This window comes from Asanoa ishikariensis (assembly GCF_900107455.1).
GTDB lineage: Bacteria > Actinomycetota > Actinomycetes > Mycobacteriales > Micromonosporaceae > Asanoa > Asanoa ishikariensis.
In genome coordinates, this window is the sequence record NZ_FNQB01000003.1 from 1,201,665 (window position 1) to 1,222,133 (window position 20,469).

The following is a 20,469-nucleotide window of genomic DNA, read 5'->3' on the forward strand; positions in this document are numbered from 1 at the left end:
GGTGGGCGCGCCGGCGGCGGGCGACCATCTTGGCCGGATCGGGCCACGGCGTCGTGCGCTCCGGCAGCCGGTACTCCCGCCGGGCCGACTCCTCGAGCGCCGGATCAGCGGCCAGCGCACCCGAGGCGGGGAGCGTCTGCAGCGACTCGGCGGTGACCTCGCGCTGCGACCAGATGCCGGCATCTGGCATAACGCGGAGTGTGCGACCTCGCTGGCGCACCACACAGCCCTGGCCGCACGAGCACGCGCCCAGGGCAGCCACCTCGTGGCCGCCGTTCCGGCCAAGCCACCCCAGTTGCCCGATCCTGCGTCCCGCCGTGTTGTCGTCGGGGGCGACGCCCACCGGCGGGCTGGTGGCTTCCGCAGTGAGATAGAGCGGCAGCAACTCGTAGGCGTCATAAATAGCGCTCCGCTACGCGTCCAGCTGTTGCACCGGCCACGGGATGTCAGGATCGCATCCCCGCGCTGACGCCGGTCCGTTCACCCTGGAGCAGGTGGCTTGACGCCCAATGGCACGAGGTTGAATGCGCAGGACAGGGCCCGTTTCCGGGTCGGCTGCCCACCGAATCGCCGGCACGATCCGGGCGGTGTCGCGAACCCGACAAGGGACCACGTTTCAGGGCCGTTTCAGCGAGCCGGCCATGGTTGTCAGCGTGACGGAGAGCGACTCGCTGCTGTTGTTGGACATCGCACGCGCGGTGTTGGGACGGTCCAGCGGTACGCGGTGGTCGGTGCGGCCCACGGATGCCTGGTGCCATGTGACATCGCCGGCCGGCGTGTCCCGCAAGCATGGTTGGAAGCTGCACCTGCGCGCGACCCCGCTGTCGGCGCCGCTGGTACTCGCGCGGGCGACCGAGGTACCGATCGAGCGGGAGTGCTCATTCAAGTTCGCCACGGCCATCCGCCGGGTCATCGAACTGGTCGACGGCTGGTACGACCGCGGCGGCAGTGGGAAGTTCGTCACCGGGTACCCGACCGACGACGAGCACTTCCGGGTGGTCGCCGAGGAGCTGCATCGGGCGACCGACGAGATGGCCGGGCCGAGGATTCTGTCGGACCGGCAGCTTCGGCCAGGGAGCCTGGTCCACTACCGCTATGGAGAGTTCCTCAGCGAGCGGGCGTTCACCGACGACGGGTTGTTCGAGTAGCGGATGGTTGGCCCGGACGGCAGCGCCGTGAAGGACGAACGCCAGGCATGGTTCTCGCCGCCGGCGTTGGCACCTTCGCCGTTCCCGGATTCCGCGGTAACGGCGGACGCCGCGCCGCAATCGGTGTTGCTGGACGGGCGGGTTTCGCGCGACCGGTGCGATCCGGCACGCCAACAAGGGCGGTGTCTTCCGCGCGGTCGACGAGTCCACCGGTACGGAGGTCGTGATCAAGCAGGCCCGCGCGCACTGCACCTGACCGGACTCGCACTCTCCGACAGCACGCTGGTCGACGCCGGCGTCCAGCGGCTGGGGCGCTGGCCGGCGTGTCGCCCGACCGCTGGAACGTCAAAGGGACGGTCCTCTGCTCCGGCTACGCCGGTGTCCTGCGGACCGCCCTGTCCGTGACGGAGTCCGCTTCGGATGCTCGGCTCCGCGCACTCGTCGAGGCGGCCGCGACCGCGACGCTCCAGGCCCACGAACCGGGCTCACGCTTCGGCTTTCCACACTAAATCATGGGCGTCCGGGTCGATGGTGCCGACCTTCTGTACGGGGCTTCCGGCGTGGCACTCGCCCTGTACGACTACAGCCACCACAGCCCCACGCCGTGGCCCTCTCTCCTACTGCTCAGCTAGGCCACGCCTTTCAGCACCGCTTCAGTGGCCAGTTCTAGGTTTCGGGCAGGAATGGATCTCTATTGGGAGTTTTGATGCCTCTTGCTGTCCGGAAACGCTTAGTGGTGGTCGTTCCGACGATCGCCCTGCTGTTAGTCGCCAACCAGGCGCACGCTCAGCCAAGCCGCGATGGCGCCAGAACGACCATCATCAACGCCGACTCGCCCGCCGCGGTTCCCGACCACTACATGGTCAAGCTGGTGGACACCAGCTCCGTGCGATCCGAGAGCCTCGATGAGGTCGCGCACGGCCTAGCTACCACGTACGACGGGGAAGTCGACCACATCTTCAAGTTCGCGTTGCAGGGCTTCTCCGTGCGGATGGCGGCGGAGGACGCACAGCGCCTCGCCGCCGATCCCGCGGTGGAGTATGTGGAACAGGACCAGTGGGTGGGACCCGCCAACGACACGCAGGAGAGCCCAGGCTCGTGGGGCCTCGACCGCATCGACCACCGCAAGCGGCCCCTCAACGGCGCCTACAGCTATCCCAACGCGGGCGAGGGTGTGACCGTATACGTCCTGGACACCGGGCTTCGGATCACCCACACAGAGTTCGACTCCGGCGCACGCGCCCGCTGGGGTTGGGACTTCGTCGGCATGGACCCGATCTCGGATGACTGCGGCAACCATGGCACGCATGTCGCGGGGACCATCGCCGGCACGAAATACGGCGTGGCGAAGAAGGCGACGGTGGTCGGTGTAAGGGTCCTGGATTGTGGCCCGAACACGCTGATCTCGAAGATCGCGGCCGGCATCGACTATGTCGTGCAGCACGCGCCGAGGCCGGCGGTCATCAACATGAGCATCGAATGCAAGCTGCCGTCGGGGCAGTCCTGCTCATGGCCGACGCTCGACTCAACGGTCAACTCCGCGATCCAGGCCGGCATTCCGGTGGTGTTCGCTGCCGGAAACTTCAACAACGACGCCTGTAAACGCGGCCTTGCCGGCATTCCAAACGCGATCGTCGTCGGCGGCACCGAAAGCAACGACTCGCGCTCAGGGAGTTCCAACTGGGGGGCATGCGTGGACATCTACGCCCCCGGTGAATCGATCGTTTCCGCAGGGTCCGCCAGCGACACGGCGGTGCTTTCATTGAATGGCACCTCGATGGCGGCACCACATGTCACCGGGGCCGTCGCGCTCATCATGGCGCGCAGCGCCCAGTGGGCGCAGCAGACACCAGCGGATATCACCGCCGAGTTGGTGGCCCGGATGTCCACCAAGAACGTGCTGACCAATCTCACGCCCAGCGACCCGAACAAGCTGCTCTACAACGATGGCCCGCCGGTCCGGGGAGGATCCTCGATAGCAGTGGCGCCCAACGCGGACGGGCGGCTCCAACTGGTCGCGGCGACCGCGGACGGACGCTGGATCTCTCGTACCCAGATCACACCCGGCACCACCGCTTTCACTGACGCGACGTCGCTGAACGTCAGCCGAAACTACTACTCGGTCGCCGCGCAGCGGGCCGTGGGCAACGCCAAGGTCACCACCGTCGCGCTTACCCGAACCGGAAGTACGTCACCTCCCCTGAACGACGGTGAGGAGATCGTCATCGCGGAGCAGCTGGCGCCGAACTTCAACAACTGGACGGAAAGCCCGGCCACGCTCGACGGTCGGCTCACCGCTGCCGCCCTCTCCAGCCGTGGCGACCTGCTGGAGATGTGGGGTGCCAACACTCTGGGACAGGTGTGGCGCCGCACGCAGACAACATCCTCCATCACGAACTGGTCGGCTTGGCAACCGTTCGGTGCCTTCGGGGCGGGCGCCGCCGTACGGTCCATCGCCGCGGAGCAAAACGCCACCGGACTGCCCCAGGTCTTCGTGACGACGACGGACGGGCGGCTCCTGACCGGCTGGGAGACCCTGAAGGGCGGCGGCTTCATGACCGCGCAGGTACCCGGGCTGCCCGGTGGGGCGAAGGTCCGCTCGATGGCCGTCGCCCGCTACCCCGACGGCAGGGTGTTCCTCGCCGCGACTGACGACAAGGGGCAGGTCTTCAGGACCGAGCAAAACAAGGGCTGTCAGGAGAGCTTCGCCTGCAACAGCTGGTGGACCTGGTCGCTGCTCGATGGCTCGGTGCGATCCCTGGCAGCCGACGTCAACGCCAACGGCCTCGTCGAGGTGTTCGGTGTGAACGCCGCCGGTCAGATCTTCCACGTTGCGCAGGTGGATGCCGACGGCAACAACTGGACGAAGTGGTCTCAGATCCCCGGCGCACCCCTGCGGCCCTAGCGGCAGCAGTCATCGAAAGGAGTCGAGTACACCGTGAACCGTTTTGCCCGCACGACCATTGCGATAGCGGCAGCCGGGTTGTTGGCGACTTTCCCCAGCGGCCTAGCCATCGCGGCGCCCGAAGTCCCGCCGACAAGGAGCGATGGCCTCGCCCCGTTGATCTCACCGCCAGGCGCGACCCTGGTGAAAGACCACTACGTCGTGGTGCTCAAAGGCGATCCAGGCACCGACAGCGCCAGGCAGTCTTTGACTGAGGCACTCGATCACGCCCGCGACATTGGCGTCTCCATCGACGCACCGTACGACCGCGTTGCCAACGCCTACGTCGCGACGTTGACGGCAAGCCAGCTCGAGCAGGTCCGGGCTGACCCGGCCGTCGCGCACGTCGAGGCCGACCGGCTCATATCGGCGGCGGCTGCGGCTCGTGGTGCGCCGCCTAGGGCGGCGGAGCCCGTGTACAAGACGGGTAACGCGTCCGCCACCGCGGGCTTCGACGTGGACGCCCCGGCCCCCTCCTGGGGTCTGGACCGGATCGACCAGCCGGCCTTGCCGCTGGACAACGAATACCACTTCGAGGTGGTCAACCCTTCGGCGAACATCACCATCTACGTCATGGACTCGGGCATCAACAGCACGCACAACGAGTTGTCCGGCAAGGTCGATACTGGGATGACCAACGTGTTCGACGGGAGGGGTACCCAGGATTGCTATGGCATCGGAACGGCGGCCGCGAGCCTGGCCGCAGGCCGCACACTTGGTGTGGCCAAAGGGCTACAAGACTCCGTACGCCTGCGCTCTGTGCGTGTCATCGACTGCGAGGGTCGCACCACCCTGGCGCAGATACTCGACGGCTACAGCTGGATCGAGGTGCGGGCCAATATTCACAACGTGAAGCCCGCCGTCGCATTCACCGGTTTCCGGACCTCGGCCAGCCCGACGCTGGACAACGCGACGCGCAATCTGCGGGCCGCCGGCGTTCACACGGTGGTAGCCGGGGTGAACTTCGGAACCACTGGGCCATTGGCTACTCAAAACAACTGCGATCTCTCGCCGCAGCGCGCGGGCTTGCCGCTCGTGGTCGGATACACCGGAAGTAATGACAGCCGCATCACCAACAGCGGCTGGGGCCCGTGCACCACCCTCCTCAGCCCGCAGTTGGGCACCAAAGCCGCGTTGCACACCAGCAATTCGGCAACCATCGTCCTCAGCCAGGATGACCTCAGGACAGCGGGCGCTGGATACGTTGCAGGCGTCGTTGCCATGCAGATTCACCGGCATCCGACGTTCACCGTGCAACAGATCGAGGGCGCGATCCTCAACGAGGCGAAGCCGGTGGTGACCAACACCAACGGAACGAGCAACCGGTTGGTGCACTGGCCGTACGGCGGAAACGCCGAGCCTGAACCGGAGGAGCCCGAAGAGCCCGAAGAGCCGGAATGGGGCCCGGCGGAGGCGGAGCTGGGCCGGTCGGTCAGCGGCGACTTCGATGGCGACGGCATGACCGACTTCGCCCTGACCGACGACGCGCCGGCCTGCAACCAAGGTGACGAGTTCAACGGCCAGAACGTCGTGGCGACGACCAGGGGCCAAGGCGGGTTCAAGATTGCCCGGGGAAGCCCTCCGTTCGCCGCCACGATCAACTGCGCGAAGCACCTTATCACCGGCGACTTCAACGGCGACGGCACGGACGACGTCGCAGCCATCGGGCGGTCCGGCTGCACGGCCCAGTGCGACCAAGGCGCCGTGATGACCGCCAGCACCAACGGCAACGACGACAGTGTGTTCTACGCCGTGGACGGTGTGACCCCGAGCGACGTAGGTTTCGTGCCGAACGACCAAAGCCCGGGCGATCACTTCTTCAGGAAGGCCATCGACGAACGGTCAAGGTTTGTCGCGGGCAACTTCAACGGTGACGAGAAAGACGACATCGTCATGCTCCACCAGCCGGACGTCAGCCCCTGCCCGCACCCCTGCAACGCCCCGGGCGACTGGCACGTGTACGACGGCGCGCTGCTCACCTCCACCGGCAACGGCAAGTTCACCGACAGCTGGATCGAGTTCCCCCAACCCTTCGCCTACTGGTCCGAGGACCGGGCGAACCCGACCGGCAAAAACAACATCACCGTGGCCGCTGAGGACTTCGACGGCGACGGCTACGACGACATCGTTCTGACCGGCGGGTACGGCTGGCACACGCAACCCGTGGCGTTCTCCAACGGCAACGGCACCTTCAGCGTCAGCAACGCGAACCTGCCGGGCTTCGCCTCCCTGGCCCAACAGCCGGGACAAAACGGCATCAAGACGAAGGTCGCCGTCGGCGACTTCAACAAGGACGGCCGCGCCGACATCGCGCTGGGCGGGATACAGAGCTGGGCCAACGTCCCGGTGGCGCTATCCCAGGGCGACGGGACGTTCATCCAAACCGGCTGGACTCCGTCGAACAGCGGGATCATGCTGGTGGCGGCCAAGGAGAAAGCGGGGTTCCTCGGGGGCGACTTCGACGGTGACGGCCGCGGCGACATCGCGCAGCCCCACGCCTTCACCAGAGTGCCCGTCAGCTTCTCCCAAGGTGACGGGCACTTCAACACCGTGGCCAACTGTGTGTGCGAGGCGGACGCCTATCCGGCGCACCCCGGCACTTCCATCGCGGCCTCCGTCGGTCACGACGGCCGGATGCGCGTCTTCGGCGTCGACCAGGCTGAAGGCGTCTGGCACACGCGTCAGGTGAGCACGGGATCCGAAACCGTGGCGCCATGGACACCCGGCGGGAGCAACCAACGGACGGTGGCGTCGCAGGCCAACGCCGACGGGACCGTCGCACTGTTCGCCGCCGATGTCAGCGGGAAGCTGTTCAATGTCCAACACCACGATCCCACCAGCAACACACAGTCGTGGACGCCGATGGCAACACCGGAAGACGGACGGGTCACGTCCGTAGCCGTGGCACGTAACGCGGACGGCCGGCTTCAGCTGTTCGCCGCCACGACACACTCCACTTCGACTAAGGCCGGGGTCTGGACACGGCGAGAGACGTCGGCCGGCTCTGGCACCTGGTCGGACTGGGTCCGGATCGGCAGCACGGTCTATCACAAGGGCCGGACCGTGGCCGCGGAAACCAACGCCGACGGTCGTATCGAGCTGTTCGTCCTCAACAACGGCAAACAACTCCACCACCTCTGGCAGGTCGCACCAGGCTCCGAGGCGTGGTCGGATTGGACCCTGATGCCACACGCGCTCACCTCGATCGCCGTTGCCCGCAACAGCGACGGACGGCTGGAGATATTCGGCACCAATGACAAGACCGAACTCTGGCAGCGATGGCAAACATCCCCCGGATCCGCCACCTGGTCCGGATGGGCACTCATGGGCAAGAACGCTCGCTCGGTCGCCGCGGAAACCAACGCCGATGGGCGGATAGAGCTGTTCTCGGTCACCCAGTACGGCACCGGCTGGCACCGTTGGCAGAAGCCAACCGGCGGCTGGAGCAACTACAAGTCGCTGGGCAACCCCCACCTGCGTCCCTAGGGTTATTGCCGCGGCGGTCAGGTTTGTCAGCGAGACCTGACCGCCGCGGCACCACACCGACGACGAGTCGTGCCCCAGGCGGGAGCCGAAACCGCTAATGGCCGCATTGGAGGAGGCTGTCCGGCCTTCGGACACCTGGGCCTGGATGCGGCGTGTGGCGCCGCCTGCCGCCCACCCCGTGATGCTCAGGCGGGACCCGGATCGTCGATCCGTTCCCGCAGTTGGGCATTCGCGATCCGGGCCCCTGCGGCCTGGTTCTCGTGCGCGGTCAGCGAACGGCCGAGCTCGTCGAGAGTGGGCAACAACCGCTGCGATACAGCCCGCCGATTCAGCGCGTCGAGGGCGGCGGCCTGCCGCCAGACCTTGCGCTGTAGCTAACGCCGCACCGCGGTCAGGTCACCATCGAGCTGGGCCCGCAGGCCGTCCCGCTCGGCCGCCAGCTCGACCAGCTGCGATCGGGCGTCGGTAGACGGGGTCATGTTCTCACCTCCCTCCGACCAGGTGGCAGTCAGCGCACCGCCCAGGTCAGGCTCGTGGAAGGCGACCACGCGGAGGCCGACAGAGGCCGCGTCACAGCACAACAGGCCAAGGGACAGCTCGTCGGACGGCAAGCAGCACCAAGGTGTTGGAAGTTTTATGCCAGTCATCGACGACGTCAGCATGGGCCACGGCGAAATCGAGAGCCGCATGTGTCGCCCGGCAAGCTTGCATCGCTGGCGGCAGGTCACCACGGGTAACCAGGTAGAGACGGGAGATCGCAATCCGTCGACCTGCACCGGTTCCGCTCGCTCACCAGCCAGGCTCGCGGCTGCGGCGACGCGGGCGACACCACGGTGCAGGTGTCTTTGCCGCACGAGGCGCTCAGCCTGCGGCGCGGTCCGGCGCTCACCGGCACGGATGGCCGGTGGGCGGGGACATCCGGTTCACGCTCGAACGGAAGCGGGTCGCCGCCCGGCTCGCCCACTGCGACGCCCGGATGCGTCTGGGCGGGCACGGCGACGTGGTGTCCGACCTGGCCGAACTCGCCGCCGAGGACCCGCTGCACAGGAGGTGATCTCCCGCCTCATGCTGGCGCTCTACCGCACCGGCCACGTCGGGGCGGCGCTCGACTCCTTCGCGCAGGCGCGGCAGCGGCTCGTCGACCACTTGGGCACCGACCTGGGCGTTGAGCTGGACGGGTGGCACCGGCGCATCCTGCGCCGGGATGCCGCGCTGACGGGTTTCGGGACGGGACGCCAGTCCAGGCCAGCCGGAGCGGGGGTCGGCGCCGATCGGCCGGATGAAGCACCTTTGACGCAGCTCAGAGTCGGCTGGTTCCCGCCGCTGTGTGTCGTATTTTTGTAACGCACGGAAGTCCGGACAACGAAAACCGATCTGCCACGCGTCGCGTAGTTCGATGTGTGGCCGTAAAGGGGATCGGTATCTTTGGGGGTTTCCGTGCAGGTTAGACTTCTTGGCCCGGTTGATGTGACTGTGGACGGTGTCGCCCGGCCAGTCCCCGGCCTGCGCCGCAAGGGGGTACTCGCCGTCCTGGCACTGCACGCCGGCACGATCGTGAGCGTCGACCGGCTGGTGCACGCCATCTGGGACGAGCATCCACCGGCCACGGCGCTGAACACGCTCCAGCGTCACATGTCATACCTACGTCACGTCTTCGGTGCGCGGGACACCATCGTGGCCCGTTCACCCGGCTATGTTCTGGAGCTCGGCTCCGAGGCGACGGACGCCGCGGTGGCCGAGCGCCTGGTACGGCAGGCACAGCAATCAGAGGACTGGATAGCGAACACCGCACGACTCAGGGCCGCTCTGGCGCTGTGGCGGGGTCCGGCATTGGTGGACGTGGCCGGCCTGCGGTGGATGGAGGAGCAGTCGCGGCGCCTCACCCTGCTGGAGGAGGAGGCCCGGTACGCGCTGATCGAGGCCCGCTTGGTGCTGGGCGAGCACGCCGAGCTGGTGCCGGAGCTTGCGCGCCTCACCGCCGAGCAGCCCTACCACGAGAACGTGCACGCGCAGCTGATGCTGGCCCTGTATCGGGCCGGTCGGCAGGCCGACGCGCTCGAGGCGTACCAGGTGCTGCGGCGGGCGCTGCGCGAGGACCTGGGGATCGAGCCGAGCGCGGCACTGCGGGACCTACAGACCAACATGCTGCGGCACGACCCGACTCTCGATCCGCCGGGACAGGCCGTGGCCGGGTCCCGGTCGGCGTCGAAAGCGACCGTGCCGTCGCAGCTCCCGCTCGCGGTGCGCACGTTCGTCGGCCGGGAGCCGGAGCTCGCCCGCCTGGACGCGACCCTGACCGATACCGAGCAGGCGCAGCCAGCGGCGGTGGTCATCTCGGCGCTGTCGGGGACCGCCGGGATCGGCAAGACCGCGCTCGCGCTGCATTGGGCACACCGCGTCGCCGCACAGTTCCCCGACGGGCAGCTCTACGTCAACCTACGCGGGTTCGACGCGGGCGGTTCGGTCCTGGACCCGGCGGCCGCGTTGCGCTCGTTTCTGGACGCGCTCAACGTGCCGGCCCACCGGATCCCGGCGACCCTGGACGACCAGGCTAGCCTCTACCGCAGCCTGCTGGCCGGCAAGCGGGTCCTGGTGGTCCTGGACAACGCCCGCGATGTGGCACAGATCCGGCCGCTGCTGCCCGGCTCCGGTGGATGTGTGGTGGTGGTGACCAGCCGCCGGCAGCTCACCGCGCTGGTCGCGACCGAGGGCGCCCACCCGCTGACCCTGGACCTGCTGACCCCGGCCCAGGCGCGCGACCTGATGTCGGCCCAGATCGGCAAGGACCGGGTGGCGGCCGAGCCAGCGGCGGTCGACGAGATCATCGAACGTTGCGCCCGGCTGCCCCTCGCGCTGGCCCTCGCCGCCGCCCGCGCCGCGACGCGCCCCCACCTCCCACTGTCCGGGCTGGCCGCCGAGCTGCGCGACGCCGGCGCACTCGCACCCTTCGACCGCGACGACGCGACCGCCGACCTGCGCGCGGTGTTCTCGTGGTCCTACAGCGCGCTGAGACCGGATGTGGCGCATCTGTTCCGCCTGCTGGGGCTGGCCCGCGGGCCGTACATCACCGCGGACGCCGCGGCCAGCCTCGCCGGTCTGCCGCTGGCGCAGGTCCGCACGCTGCTGACCGAGCTAACCGACGTCAACCTGCTGTCCGAGCACGCGCCGGGGCGGTACACGTTCCACGACCTGCTCCGGGCGTACGCGGCGGAGCAGGCCGACCAACTCGACGACAACCACATCCGCCGCCCGGCGGTCCATCGGATGCTCGACCACTACCTGCACTCGGCCCACCCCGCCGCCCAACTCCTGGACCCCCACCTGGTCCCCATCGACCCGGCGCCGGTACAGCCACACGTCATCGTCCAGCAGCACAACAGCCACCACGCCGCGCTCTCCTGGTTCTCCGCCGAGTACACGCCGCTCCTCGCCGCCATCGACCACGCCGCCGAGATCGGCTTCGAGCAACACCCATGGCAGCTCGCCTCGACCGTGAGCACGTTTCTGCTACGCCAGGGGCTCTGGCAGCAGCACACACACGCGCACAGCACAGCCCTGGCCGCCGCGCGGCGGCTCGGACACCGTGCCGGTCAGGCCCACGCCCTCTTCGGCCTCGGGATCGGTAATGCCCGAGCCGGGCGGTTCGACGAGGCCCACCCCCAGCTGGAGCAGGCGCTTGACCTCTTCGGGAAGTTGGACCACCGGATCGGTGCGGCCGTCGCGCTGGAGACCCTGGCCTGGATATCGGAGCGTCGAAATCGTCCCGCCGACGCGCTCCGCGACGTGAACCGGGCGCTGAGCATCGTGGAGACCACGAGCCATCGCGGCCACCAGGCCAGGTTCCTCAACGACCTGGGCTGGTTCCACAGCCTGCTCGGCGACCACCACCAGGCCGTCGCCCACTGCGAGAAGGCACTCGCCATCGGCCAGGAGCTGGGTGACGTGAACGGCCAGGCGGCGACCTGGGACAGCCTCGGCTACGCCCACCGCCAGCTGCGCGACTACCCGCGGGCCATCCGCTGCTACCAGCAGGCGGTCGACCTGTACCGCGAGCTTGCGGACGCGTACAACCAGGCGGTCACGCTCGCCGACTTCGGCGACACCCACCAGGACGCGGGCGACGCCGACGCCGCCCGGCTCGCGTGGCGCGAGGCCCTGCGCATCCTCACCCAGATCGACCACCCAGACGCCGACGACGTACGCGCCCGGCTCGACCGGGAGTCCGCACCGGAACCGGCGTGAGGATGCGCTCGTAGAGGACCGCGCCTAGGATCGGGTTGATTGCGGCGAGGCCGAGGCGGGCAGCCGCGCCGGCGTCGTTATACGGGAGCGGCGCTGCTACCAGCTGAGCTACGGCGGCGCACGTAGCCGGCAACGGGACTCGAACCCGCGACCCATCGCTTACAAGACGACCACCCGGCCACCGAATACCGCACAGCCCAGAACACCGACTACCTAAGCAATCCGTGGCACTAAACTACATACAACGCGCCTCGGCGCGCGTTTCGTGGGTCTGAGGTGGGGCTCAAACCCTGCGCACGGCGCGATCCTCGACCAGACACTCTGCGGGCCGCCCTCGCGTTCCTCCCGGACAGCCGCGTCCCCCTTGCCGAGCCACTCTTAGCGCGGCCGACCATGGGAAGGTGGTCAGAACGGCCCTCGATGGCGGAAGCCAACGGTCAGCATTGGTTGACCGCCATTGCCCGCGATAGCAAGCGGGCACGAGCTGAGGCTACGGCGGCGGAGGATGTGCAGCACGCCGATGGTAGGGCCTAAGCGGCGAGCAACAGCGTCACACTCACCACGCCAGAGGGCGGTCAGGAGCATGGCCAGGTCGAGTTGGGTTATGTCACGCATGAGGAGTTGGGCCATGTCACGCAGGAGAGCGTGACCGACCGAGTCGTGCAGTTCGCGGGCCGGTGGCAGAGCCATCCAACACAGAGGGCGCGGGCTATCCGGATCCCGACGTTCTCCTGGCCCAGGGATCGCGGGCTGGGCGCCATTCGAGAAGGATGGCGGTCGCGTCGTCCTGAAGTCGCTCGCCGTGGTGGGTGAGCACGGCCTGCACCAGCCGTCGCATGGTCTCCGGGGTGGGTAGCTCGTCGTTGAGGGCCCGTTGCACCAGATCGAGCAGGCGCTCCAGGCTGAACCGCTCGCCCGCCCGGTTGACGGCGTCGGTGACCCCGTCGGTGTAGACCAGCACGCGGTCGCCGGGATGCAACATCTCTTCGTGCACCCGCGGCGGTTTGTCGGAGAAGTACCCCAGACCCAGCGGCAGCGCGGTTGGGCCGGGCAGCTCTTTGATCGCCTTGCCGTCTCGTACCAGCTGGGCGCCGGGGTGGCCGGCGTTGATCATGCGGAGTGTGCCGTCACGCCGGTCGAGCTCGATCAACACGGCGGTGGCGAACAGCCCGCGGTGCTCGGAGCTGAACCACCGGTCGACGCTGACGGCAGTCGCGGCCAGGTCAAGACCCGTGCGGCGGGCGTTGCGGTAGGCGCCTACCGCCAGGGATGCGAGCGCGCTCGCCTTGATGCCGTGGCCACAGGTGTCGAAGAGGCCGACGCTGAGCACGTCGCCGTTGAGCGCGTAGTCGAACACATCGCCCCCGACGTCGTAGCAGGGCTCGAGCACCGCTGTGACCACCACGTCGCTCGCGGCGAATGTCAGCGGCGGCAGGAGGCCCCAGACGATCTCGGCGGCAACCTGCATCGGCTCGCGGCGGCGCAGCCGCTCGACGGTGTCGCCGTAGGCCCGCCGGCTCTTCAGCAGCTGGGCCACGCACGCGGTCACCTCGTGGGCCGCGTTCTCGTCCAGCTCGGCGTCGCTGTCGAACTGGACCACACCGAGCCGTTCACAGCCGTCGAGAAGCGGCATCCAAAGCCGCCCTGGCCCGCGTTGCGCTTCGAGGGTCGTGAACGCGCGGCCGGCGAGGGTGGAGTCGATCGCCGCTGCCTCGACCGGCCGGCCCGGCGGGCTCAGCGGCACCAGGCTCACCTGCGCGTAGTCGGCCAGGAAGATGATGATGTCGCGGGCGTCGACCAACGACGCGACCCCGGCCACCAGCGCCGGCAGCTCGTCGGGCCCGGTCAGCGGGGCCTGGTTCAGCAGCCGGCGCACCGCTTCGTAGGCCCGCACGCCACTACCCTAGCCGCGGACCGACCCTGCCCCGCGGCCTGGTTGCGGCTGAGCCACCCGCGTAGGGGCGGTGGCCAGCGCGGACTCTCCTCGCGACCACCGCCACCCGTGTCCACAGGAATCAGCGAATCTTGGCCTTGACGTATTTTTCCCAGGCGGCGTAAAAGTCCTCGTACGAAACGTCGAGGACCTCTTGCAGGACATCCTTGATCTCCTTGCCCCGGTAGTGCTCCGCGACCACCTCGAAGGCCTTCGGCTCCCCGTACTTCTCGGCTATGTAACCGATCGCCGCATGGCCGCACCAGTACGCGAGATCGGTGCTCTCGGCGTTCTTTCTGTTGAACTCGTCTTTCAGCCCTAAGGACCAGCCGGTGCGCAGGGATTCCTTGGCCGCCGGGGTGCGGGGACTGGTTGTCCACGGCTTCTGCTCGTTCTCGAGGTATTCGGCGAATCCCTCGGTCACCCAGCTCGACTTCAGAACGAGGGTGAGGTCATCCTCCTGGTAGGTGAGCGCGGCGACCATCGAGTGGGCCAACTCGTGGCGGAAAATCTCCGAGGGCCCTTCGGGCACACTCTGATCGAAGAAACCGGTGTTCAGGTCGATCACCACGCGACTGCCCCCGATCAGAGGGGCCTTGTCGTCGTCCGGTGCGTTGATGTCCTGGAAACGGCGAACGCCGTACGACTTCCCGGCCTCGGTCGGTGGCTCCTTCGACCTCCGGTAAAGCGAAGCGAGATCCTTCTTGCCCTTCACCAATGAGATGACGAAACCCTGCGGGATCTCGCCGGCAACTCCGCCGGCCCGCCACGCGGCGAGGTCCGCCACCGCAGCCCGCTCGGCCTGCGGGGCGTACCGCTTGGCCTGCGCCTTCAACGACCCGTCCACGATGAACAGCGTGTGCTTGGTCCGCTCGACGTGGATGGTGCGCCACTTGTCCCAGGGCGCGGGATAGTAGGTGAATTCTCCCCTGTTGTTGGTGATCCCCTTGACCGCCGTGACCTTGATGGGGCCGCCCTGTTCGGTCCGGACGATCGTCCATTCGTACTGCTCGTCCACCGGGTGCAGGTCGTACCCGTCGATCTTGTGCACGAACGCCACCACGTGGTCGACGCTGGCTCCGGTGCCGACAGGTCTGAAAGCCGACCCTTCTCCGAGTCTCTTGAACGCGGCCTCGGCGAACGGCACTTTCATCAAGTTGCGGAACAGCACGCCCTGCTGGTCCACCAGTTTCTTGTCCGCCGGGTCGTAGGCCGCCAGGAACGCCTTCTCGTCGCGGTCCTTGAGCGCCTTGGCCTGTCCCGCCAACAGCGCGTCGATCTCGTCGATCTTGATGGGGTTGAGCGCCTCTTCCGCGGCCGCGTAGGCGGCATCCCGCTTGGCCTGCTCGTTCGCGAGATGCCCCCGAACCACGAACACCGTGCCGGCGAGGAGCAGGACGACCGTCAGCACCGAGCCGAGGATGATCCACCGCCGGCGCTTCGACTGCCCGCCCCCCGGCGGGGCGCCCGACCCGGGCGGCCCGTACGGTCCGGGCCGCGCAGTCTGGTGCGCCGGGTCGTACGGCCCGTAAGACCCACTTGCCGGGTGACCCGCGGGGGGCGGGCCGGCGGGGGTGGACGGGGGAACGGAGGGGTGCCCCTCGGTCATGAGTCTGTTTCCTCGCTTGTGTACGTCGAATCGGTGGGACCGTTCGCCACGACTGTCCCGAAAGGATCCGCGCCATTGTGGGGCGCGGCGCCGCTGATGGTCAGCGCCGCCCGATGACCCTCAGGTAGCGCGTGTAAGAAACGCAGCCGTGACGGCGTCCAGACCCCGACTCACGATCTACCCCATGGCAGCGACCAATTCCGGAACGAGTCCAAGACCCGCCAATGAGAACGTCCAGACCGGCAGCAGTCCAGGACGTTTGACCGGACGTTTGACCGGACGTTCGGCGGCCGGGGTCCTGCATGGTGCGGGTGTCCAGTGGGATCAGCGGAAACCTGGACGAGAGAGCTACGTCACCATCGGCATCTCGGCTGCGTCGCTTTGAATCCGGGACGGACATTGGCGGCCCCGGAAGGAATAATGACTCGGCCTGTCCGGTCTCGGTCCCTTGTGGACTCTGGCCGGTCCGACGTCGACATCAGCGAGGATCTGTCATGGCCGAGGGCCACCCCTCCGTCCCGAGCCCACCCGCCCAACCTTGGGCACACGCGCCCGCTCCGGTGCCGCCGCCGCCGTCCCGGTCCCGGCGCGGCCTGTGGATCGCGTTGACCGCGGTCGGGGTCGTTCTGGTCCTTGCGCTGGCCGGCTCGGTGATCGCCGTGGTGCGCCTCCTCGGCCGCCCCTCCGCCGATGGCGCCGAGTCCGACGAGATCGCGACCCTGCTGGCGGGGCACACCGGGGCCCTGGCGAAGCGGGACCTCCAGGCATTCCTGGCGCCGTTCGACCCGGCCGACAAGGACCTGATCGCGCGGCAGACGACCCTCTTCCACAGCCTCAACAAGCTACCCCTGGCCGAGGCGCGGTATGAGGAGTTTGGCGCCACCGTCTCGACCGAGGGCACGTTCGACGTGCAGGTGTCGTTCGTGCACCGGTTCGATGTCGCCGACCCGTCCCCGGTCGATGAGTTGTACGAGTGGACGGTGACCCGCGCCAGCCCGGACGCCGCGCTGAGGGTCACCGCGGTCAAGGGCGGCCTGCCGGTCGACGAGAACTCTGACATGGTCACGTACTACCCGGCTCCGTGGGACCGAGGCCGCCCCATCCATGTCGAGAAGACCCCGCACACAGTGGTCATCGCGGACGAGTCGCTGAAGGCGCAGGCCAAGCGGTACGCACGTGTGGCGGAGCGCGCCGCGACGGAGAATCTGGCCGCGTGGCGCGCCGGCGGAGTCGACGCGAAGGTACCGCAGGGCTTCGTGATCTCGTTGGTGAAGGGGAAGAAGGAGCTCGGCTCGCTGTACCGAACAACGAAGGACACGCCGACCGAGTCCGGTGTGGCGATCCCCGTGCGCCCGGCCGGGGAGCTAAACGGCGGTGGCGAGCAGGAGATCGCCACCAGCCGCGTGGTCATCGACGTGGCTGACAAGTACCACTTCGCGCAGGGCGACGACCGGACGCTGGAGATCTTCCGACACGAGTTGGCGCACGCCATCGTTAACGTGCTGACGAAGCGTGGCCCGGGCGCGACGGCGTTCGACGGCCCGGAGAAATGGGTCGTCGAGGGGTTCGCCGAGTACCTCGCGCATGGCCGCAAGCCCTTCACGACCAGCGATCGCACCGCCGAGGCCAGGCAGATCCTCCGCTCCTACGACTACCAGCAGGACCTGCCCGGCAACGCCTCCTGGAAGATGGAGGACCGGTTGAGCTACCACTACTGGCTGGGTCACTCGGCGATGAGCTACCTCGCCGACCAGTACGGGGAGGAGAAGGTCTACCAGTTCGTCGCCAAGCACTATCAGGGCGCGCCGGTCACCGCGGCGACGCGGGACGTGCTCGGGGTCTCGTACGCGGACTTCGAGGCCGGCTGGACGGCGCACCTACGGTCGGCCATGCGCTGACCCGGTGCGGGCGGTCTCGCAACCGGATCAGGCAGGCTGCTCGGATGCTCAGCGTAAAGGGCTCTATTCGGTGCGCAGCGCTGTGGCGGTGCGGGTACGCGCTGCCCAGCCGGCCGGCAGCAGCGCGCCGAGGACGGCGATGACGATGCCGCCGAGGCCGAACAGCACCAACTCGACCGGGCCGAAGACGTCGAGGATCGAGGCGGGCAGGTGGTAACCGGCCCCGCGACCCATCTCGGTCACGATTGTCCGCTGCAGGAGCACCCCCGCCGGCGTACCGATGGCACCGCCGGCCAGGCCAGCGACGGAGACCGAGGCGATGACCATCGCGATGGTCTGCCGCGGTGCCATGCCCAGGGCCTTGTGAATGCCGAGGTCATGTACGCGTTCCCGGGTCTCCAGGACGACCATGTTGAGGACGCCCAACGCGGCGACGGTGGCGAGCATCAGGCTGAGCACGGTGGTCAGCGCGTTGATGATGAGGACAATCTCGGGAGTGCCGATGTTCTCGGTCATCGCGTACGCGTCGAATTGTTGTATCTCGGGCTCCAACGCCTCGGCATAGGCCTCCGGGTCGGTTCCGTGCTCCACATTGATGTAGAAGAGCTCCGGTTCGGCGGTCGCGAGGGTCTTGGCGGCAGTGAGGATCTGCATGCCGTCGTGGTCATCGTTGAAGGCCTCTCCGACGATCCGAACGGCGATCTGCGTGCCGTGGTCGGTCAGCACGACGGTGTCCCCAACGCGGGTCTGGGTAGCGGTCAGAAACGGTGTCGCTACGACGATCTCGCCGGGCTTGCCGAACCAGGAGCCTGAGGCCATCCGGTAGCCGGACGAGCAACTGTTACCGGTGGCGCCGAGGATCTGGAGAGCGCCAGCGAACCCGGCCACGGTCACCTCACTTTGAGCGACACCGCAGTAGCCGCTGGTGCCGGCCTGGGTAGTGATGGCCTTGACGATCGCTGCCGTGTCCTGCGCCGACCTGGGCGTGACGACGGGCCTGGACGGTTCCCTGTCGGCCTTGACCGGATCTCCGCCGGGCGTCCCCTGTGTCGGCCGGCCGGTGCCGATGACGACGTCGCCGTGACTCGCGGTGGCCTGGACCTCGGCGAGGGAGGCGGCCAGGCCGAAGGAGAACGTCACGGCGGCTGCACCGAACGCGATCGCCGCGACGATCGCCGCCGACCGGACCGGTCGAGCGAAGGGATGGGCCATCCCGAGCGTCACCGGCCGGGGCAGGGGGATCCGCGCGGTCAGCCGGGCTGCCCACTGGCCGCGGCCGGCCTTCGGGGTACGTCCGACGGCGAGCGCGTCGACGGTGCGCAACCGCCCGGCGCGTGACGCGGCCACCCAGGCGGTCGCGGTGACCAGTGCGAGCACCGCGGCGAGCAATCCCGCGTCGACCCACGGGGCGACGCCGGAGTCACTCGTGCCGTAGATGTCGTTGGTCAACGTCAGCACCGGGATGGCAATCGCGTTGCCGAGGATCACGCCGAGCACGGCACCGGTCAGGGCGGGGATCAACGCCTGACCGAGGTACGCTCGTACGACCTGGCTCGGAGTGAACCCGAGCGCCTTGAGAATGCCGATCCTGCGGGTCCCTGTGCTGACCGCGCCGGCAATCACGTTGCCGACGATGAGGACCGCCATGATCAGACCCAGCACCCCGAACGCGATGAGGAACGGCACGAACAGGGCGGTGTCGCCGGAGCCGTCCTCCCGGGTCGTGAGCCAGGACCGCGACGCGGTCAACGCCCCCGCAGGCAGTGCCGCTTCTACCGCGACGCGGCCGGCGTCGACCTGCGCGGCGGTGTCGGCGGCGGCGAACCGGTAGAGCATCTGGTAGCCACCGTCCGCTTTCGACGTTGCCAACGCCGCGATCTGCTCCGGAACCACCCAGCCGTCGGCGGTCGCGCTGATCGAACGGGCCTCACCGACGATGGTCAGGGTCGGGCTGCCAGGCAGGTCCGACAGCCGCCACACCGTGCCGACCGCCCGCTCGTGTGGCGGGAAACGGCCGTCGTTGACGACCACCAGCTCGCCCGGGCCGGTCGCCCACCGCCCCTCGGTCAGCGTGACCGCGTCGACGGCCGCACCATCCGGCGCGGTCCGTCCGACCACCGTCAGCGGCGATATCGGCTGGTCCTTGTCGTCGACCGGGTGGATCGAGGCGGTCCGGAACGGGCCGGTGGCCGCGGCGACCCCGGTGGCCTGCGCGGAGGCCGTGAGCTGGTCAGACGTGGTCTTGGTCAGGTCGAAATACGCGGTCAGATGCGCGCCGTTCTGCTGGGCGAAAGCCCGGTCGAACGGGGCGTTGGAGGCTACGAGCAGCGTGCTGCCGAGCACGGACGCGGACACCGCGATCATCACCACCAGTCCGATGACGACGGTCTGCACGCGGCGGCGCCCCACTCCGGAGCGGACCACCCGGCTTAGCGCGCTCATCGGGCCGACTCCCGCGCGGTGTCGACGGCGACGCGGCCGTCGACGAGTTGGATGGTACGGGTGGCACACGAGTTGGCCAGCGACAGATCGTGGGTGACCATGATGATCGTTTGGCCGTCCGCGTGCAGCTCTCGGAGCAGCTGCTTGACGTCCTCCCCGGAGGCGCTGTCCAGCGCGCCGGTGGGTTCGTCGGCCAGCAGCAGCGCCGGACGGTTCACTAGTGCCCGGGCCACCGCGACGCGCTGGCGCTCACCGCCGGAGAGCCGCCCCGGGTAGGCGGCGGCGTGCCGGTCGACGCGCAGTGCCCCAAGCACGTCCATCGCGCGGCGCTGCGCGGTGCTGCGGGATATCCCGGTCAGTTGCGCGGGCAACATGACATTGTCGGCGACAGTCAGGTCGTCGAGCAGGTTGAAGAACTGGAAGACCATGCCGATCTTCGCGCGCCGATACATCGCGGAACCGGCCTCGCCGAGCTCGTCTACGCGGACGCCGTCCACAGTCACCGTGCCACCGCTAGGCCGGTCCAGGCCGGCGACCAGGTTCAGCAGCGTCGACTTGCCGCTGCCCGAAGGCCCGAGGATCGCGACCGCCTCGCCGGCCGCAATCGTCAGCGACACGTCGCCCAAGGCGGGCGGCCCGTCGCCGTACCTTCGGGTCACGTCGCGCAGCTCGATCATCGGCAAAGTCACGGTGGGTCCTCCTCGGGTCCGACCACGTTCAGGCCGGCTAGACGCTAGATCCACTCCGGACCGGATACATCGGTCGCG

Annotated in this window: 12 protein-coding genes; 8 read left to right on the forward strand and 4 right to left on the reverse strand. The window is 68.4% G+C overall.

All coding sequences use genetic code 11. The features are described 5' to 3' along the window. Positions 1-653: 653 nt before the first annotated feature. The 7 genes from BLV39_RS29485 to BLV39_RS29510 all read left to right on the forward strand — a co-directional run bounded on the left by BLV39_RS29485 (position 654) and on the right by BLV39_RS29510 (position 11,820). On the forward strand, positions 654-1,148 hold the full coding sequence (locus BLV39_RS29485; protein WP_143049928.1) for a class III lanthionine synthetase LanKC N-terminal domain-containing protein: 495 nt from the start codon (positions 654-656) through the stop codon (positions 1,146-1,148). A 323-nt stretch (positions 1,149-1,471) separates the two neighbouring features. Beyond that, a complete protein-coding gene (locus tag BLV39_RS29490) occupies positions 1,472-1,657 on the forward strand; it encodes a hypothetical protein (RefSeq protein WP_090799913.1) in 186 nt (61 codons plus the stop codon). A gap of 197 nt (positions 1,658-1,854) precedes the next feature. Then, entirely contained in the window at positions 1,855-4,053 is a 2,199-nt protein-coding gene (locus BLV39_RS29495) for a S8 family serine peptidase (RefSeq protein ID WP_090799914.1), read from the forward strand. Positions 4,054-4,086: 33 nt separating this feature from the next. Next, the gene (locus BLV39_RS29500) at positions 4,087-7,578 is read left to right on the forward strand and encodes a DUF8189 domain-containing protein (RefSeq protein WP_090799915.1); all 3,492 of its coding nucleotides are present in this window, start codon (positions 4,087-4,089) and stop codon (positions 7,576-7,578) included. 904 nt (positions 7,579-8,482) lie between these two features. Further along, on the forward strand, positions 8,483-8,632 hold the full coding sequence (locus BLV39_RS45165) for a BTAD domain-containing putative transcriptional regulator (protein WP_176985133.1): 150 nt from the start codon (positions 8,483-8,485) through the stop codon (positions 8,630-8,632). A gap of 11 nt (positions 8,633-8,643) precedes the next feature. After that, entirely contained in the window at positions 8,644-8,922 is a 279-nt protein-coding gene (locus BLV39_RS43210) for a BTAD domain-containing putative transcriptional regulator (RefSeq protein WP_176985134.1), read from the forward strand. Between the two features lie 129 nt (positions 8,923-9,051). Then, positions 9,052-11,820, forward strand: a complete 2,769-nt coding sequence (locus BLV39_RS29510; protein ID WP_176985135.1) for an AfsR/SARP family transcriptional regulator — start codon at positions 9,052-9,054, stop codon at positions 11,818-11,820. A 709-nt stretch (positions 11,821-12,529) separates the two neighbouring features. On the opposite strand, the gene BLV39_RS29520 is transcribed toward BLV39_RS29510, so the two are convergent. Beyond that, positions 12,530-13,714: a PP2C family protein-serine/threonine phosphatase gene (locus BLV39_RS29520; RefSeq protein WP_090799918.1), complete on the reverse strand. Its 1,185-nt coding sequence runs from the start codon at positions 13,712-13,714 to the stop codon at positions 12,530-12,532. Positions 13,715-13,835: 121 nt separating this feature from the next. After that, positions 13,836-15,164 (reverse strand): hypothetical protein, encoded by a 1,329-nt coding sequence (locus BLV39_RS29525; protein WP_090799919.1) that lies wholly within the window; start codon positions 15,162-15,164, stop codon positions 13,836-13,838. Between the two features lie 692 nt (positions 15,165-15,856). Here BLV39_RS29525 and BLV39_RS29530 point away from each other — a divergent pair. Beyond that, positions 15,857-17,260: a hypothetical protein gene (locus tag BLV39_RS29530; protein WP_143049929.1), complete on the forward strand. Its 1,404-nt coding sequence runs from the start codon at positions 15,857-15,859 to the stop codon at positions 17,258-17,260. A 63-nt stretch (positions 17,261-17,323) separates the two neighbouring features. On the opposite strand, the gene BLV39_RS29535 is transcribed toward BLV39_RS29530, so the two are convergent. Then, positions 17,324-19,702: an ABC transporter permease gene (locus BLV39_RS29535; protein ID WP_090799921.1), complete on the reverse strand. Its 2,379-nt coding sequence runs from the start codon at positions 19,700-19,702 to the stop codon at positions 17,324-17,326. Next, complete coding sequence (locus BLV39_RS29540; protein WP_090799922.1) at positions 19,699-20,379, reverse strand: ABC transporter ATP-binding protein; 681 nt, start codon at positions 20,377-20,379, stop codon at positions 19,699-19,701. The genes BLV39_RS29535 and BLV39_RS29540 overlap by 4 nt, the downstream gene beginning before the upstream one ends. Between the last annotated feature and the right edge of the window lie 90 nt (positions 20,380-20,469).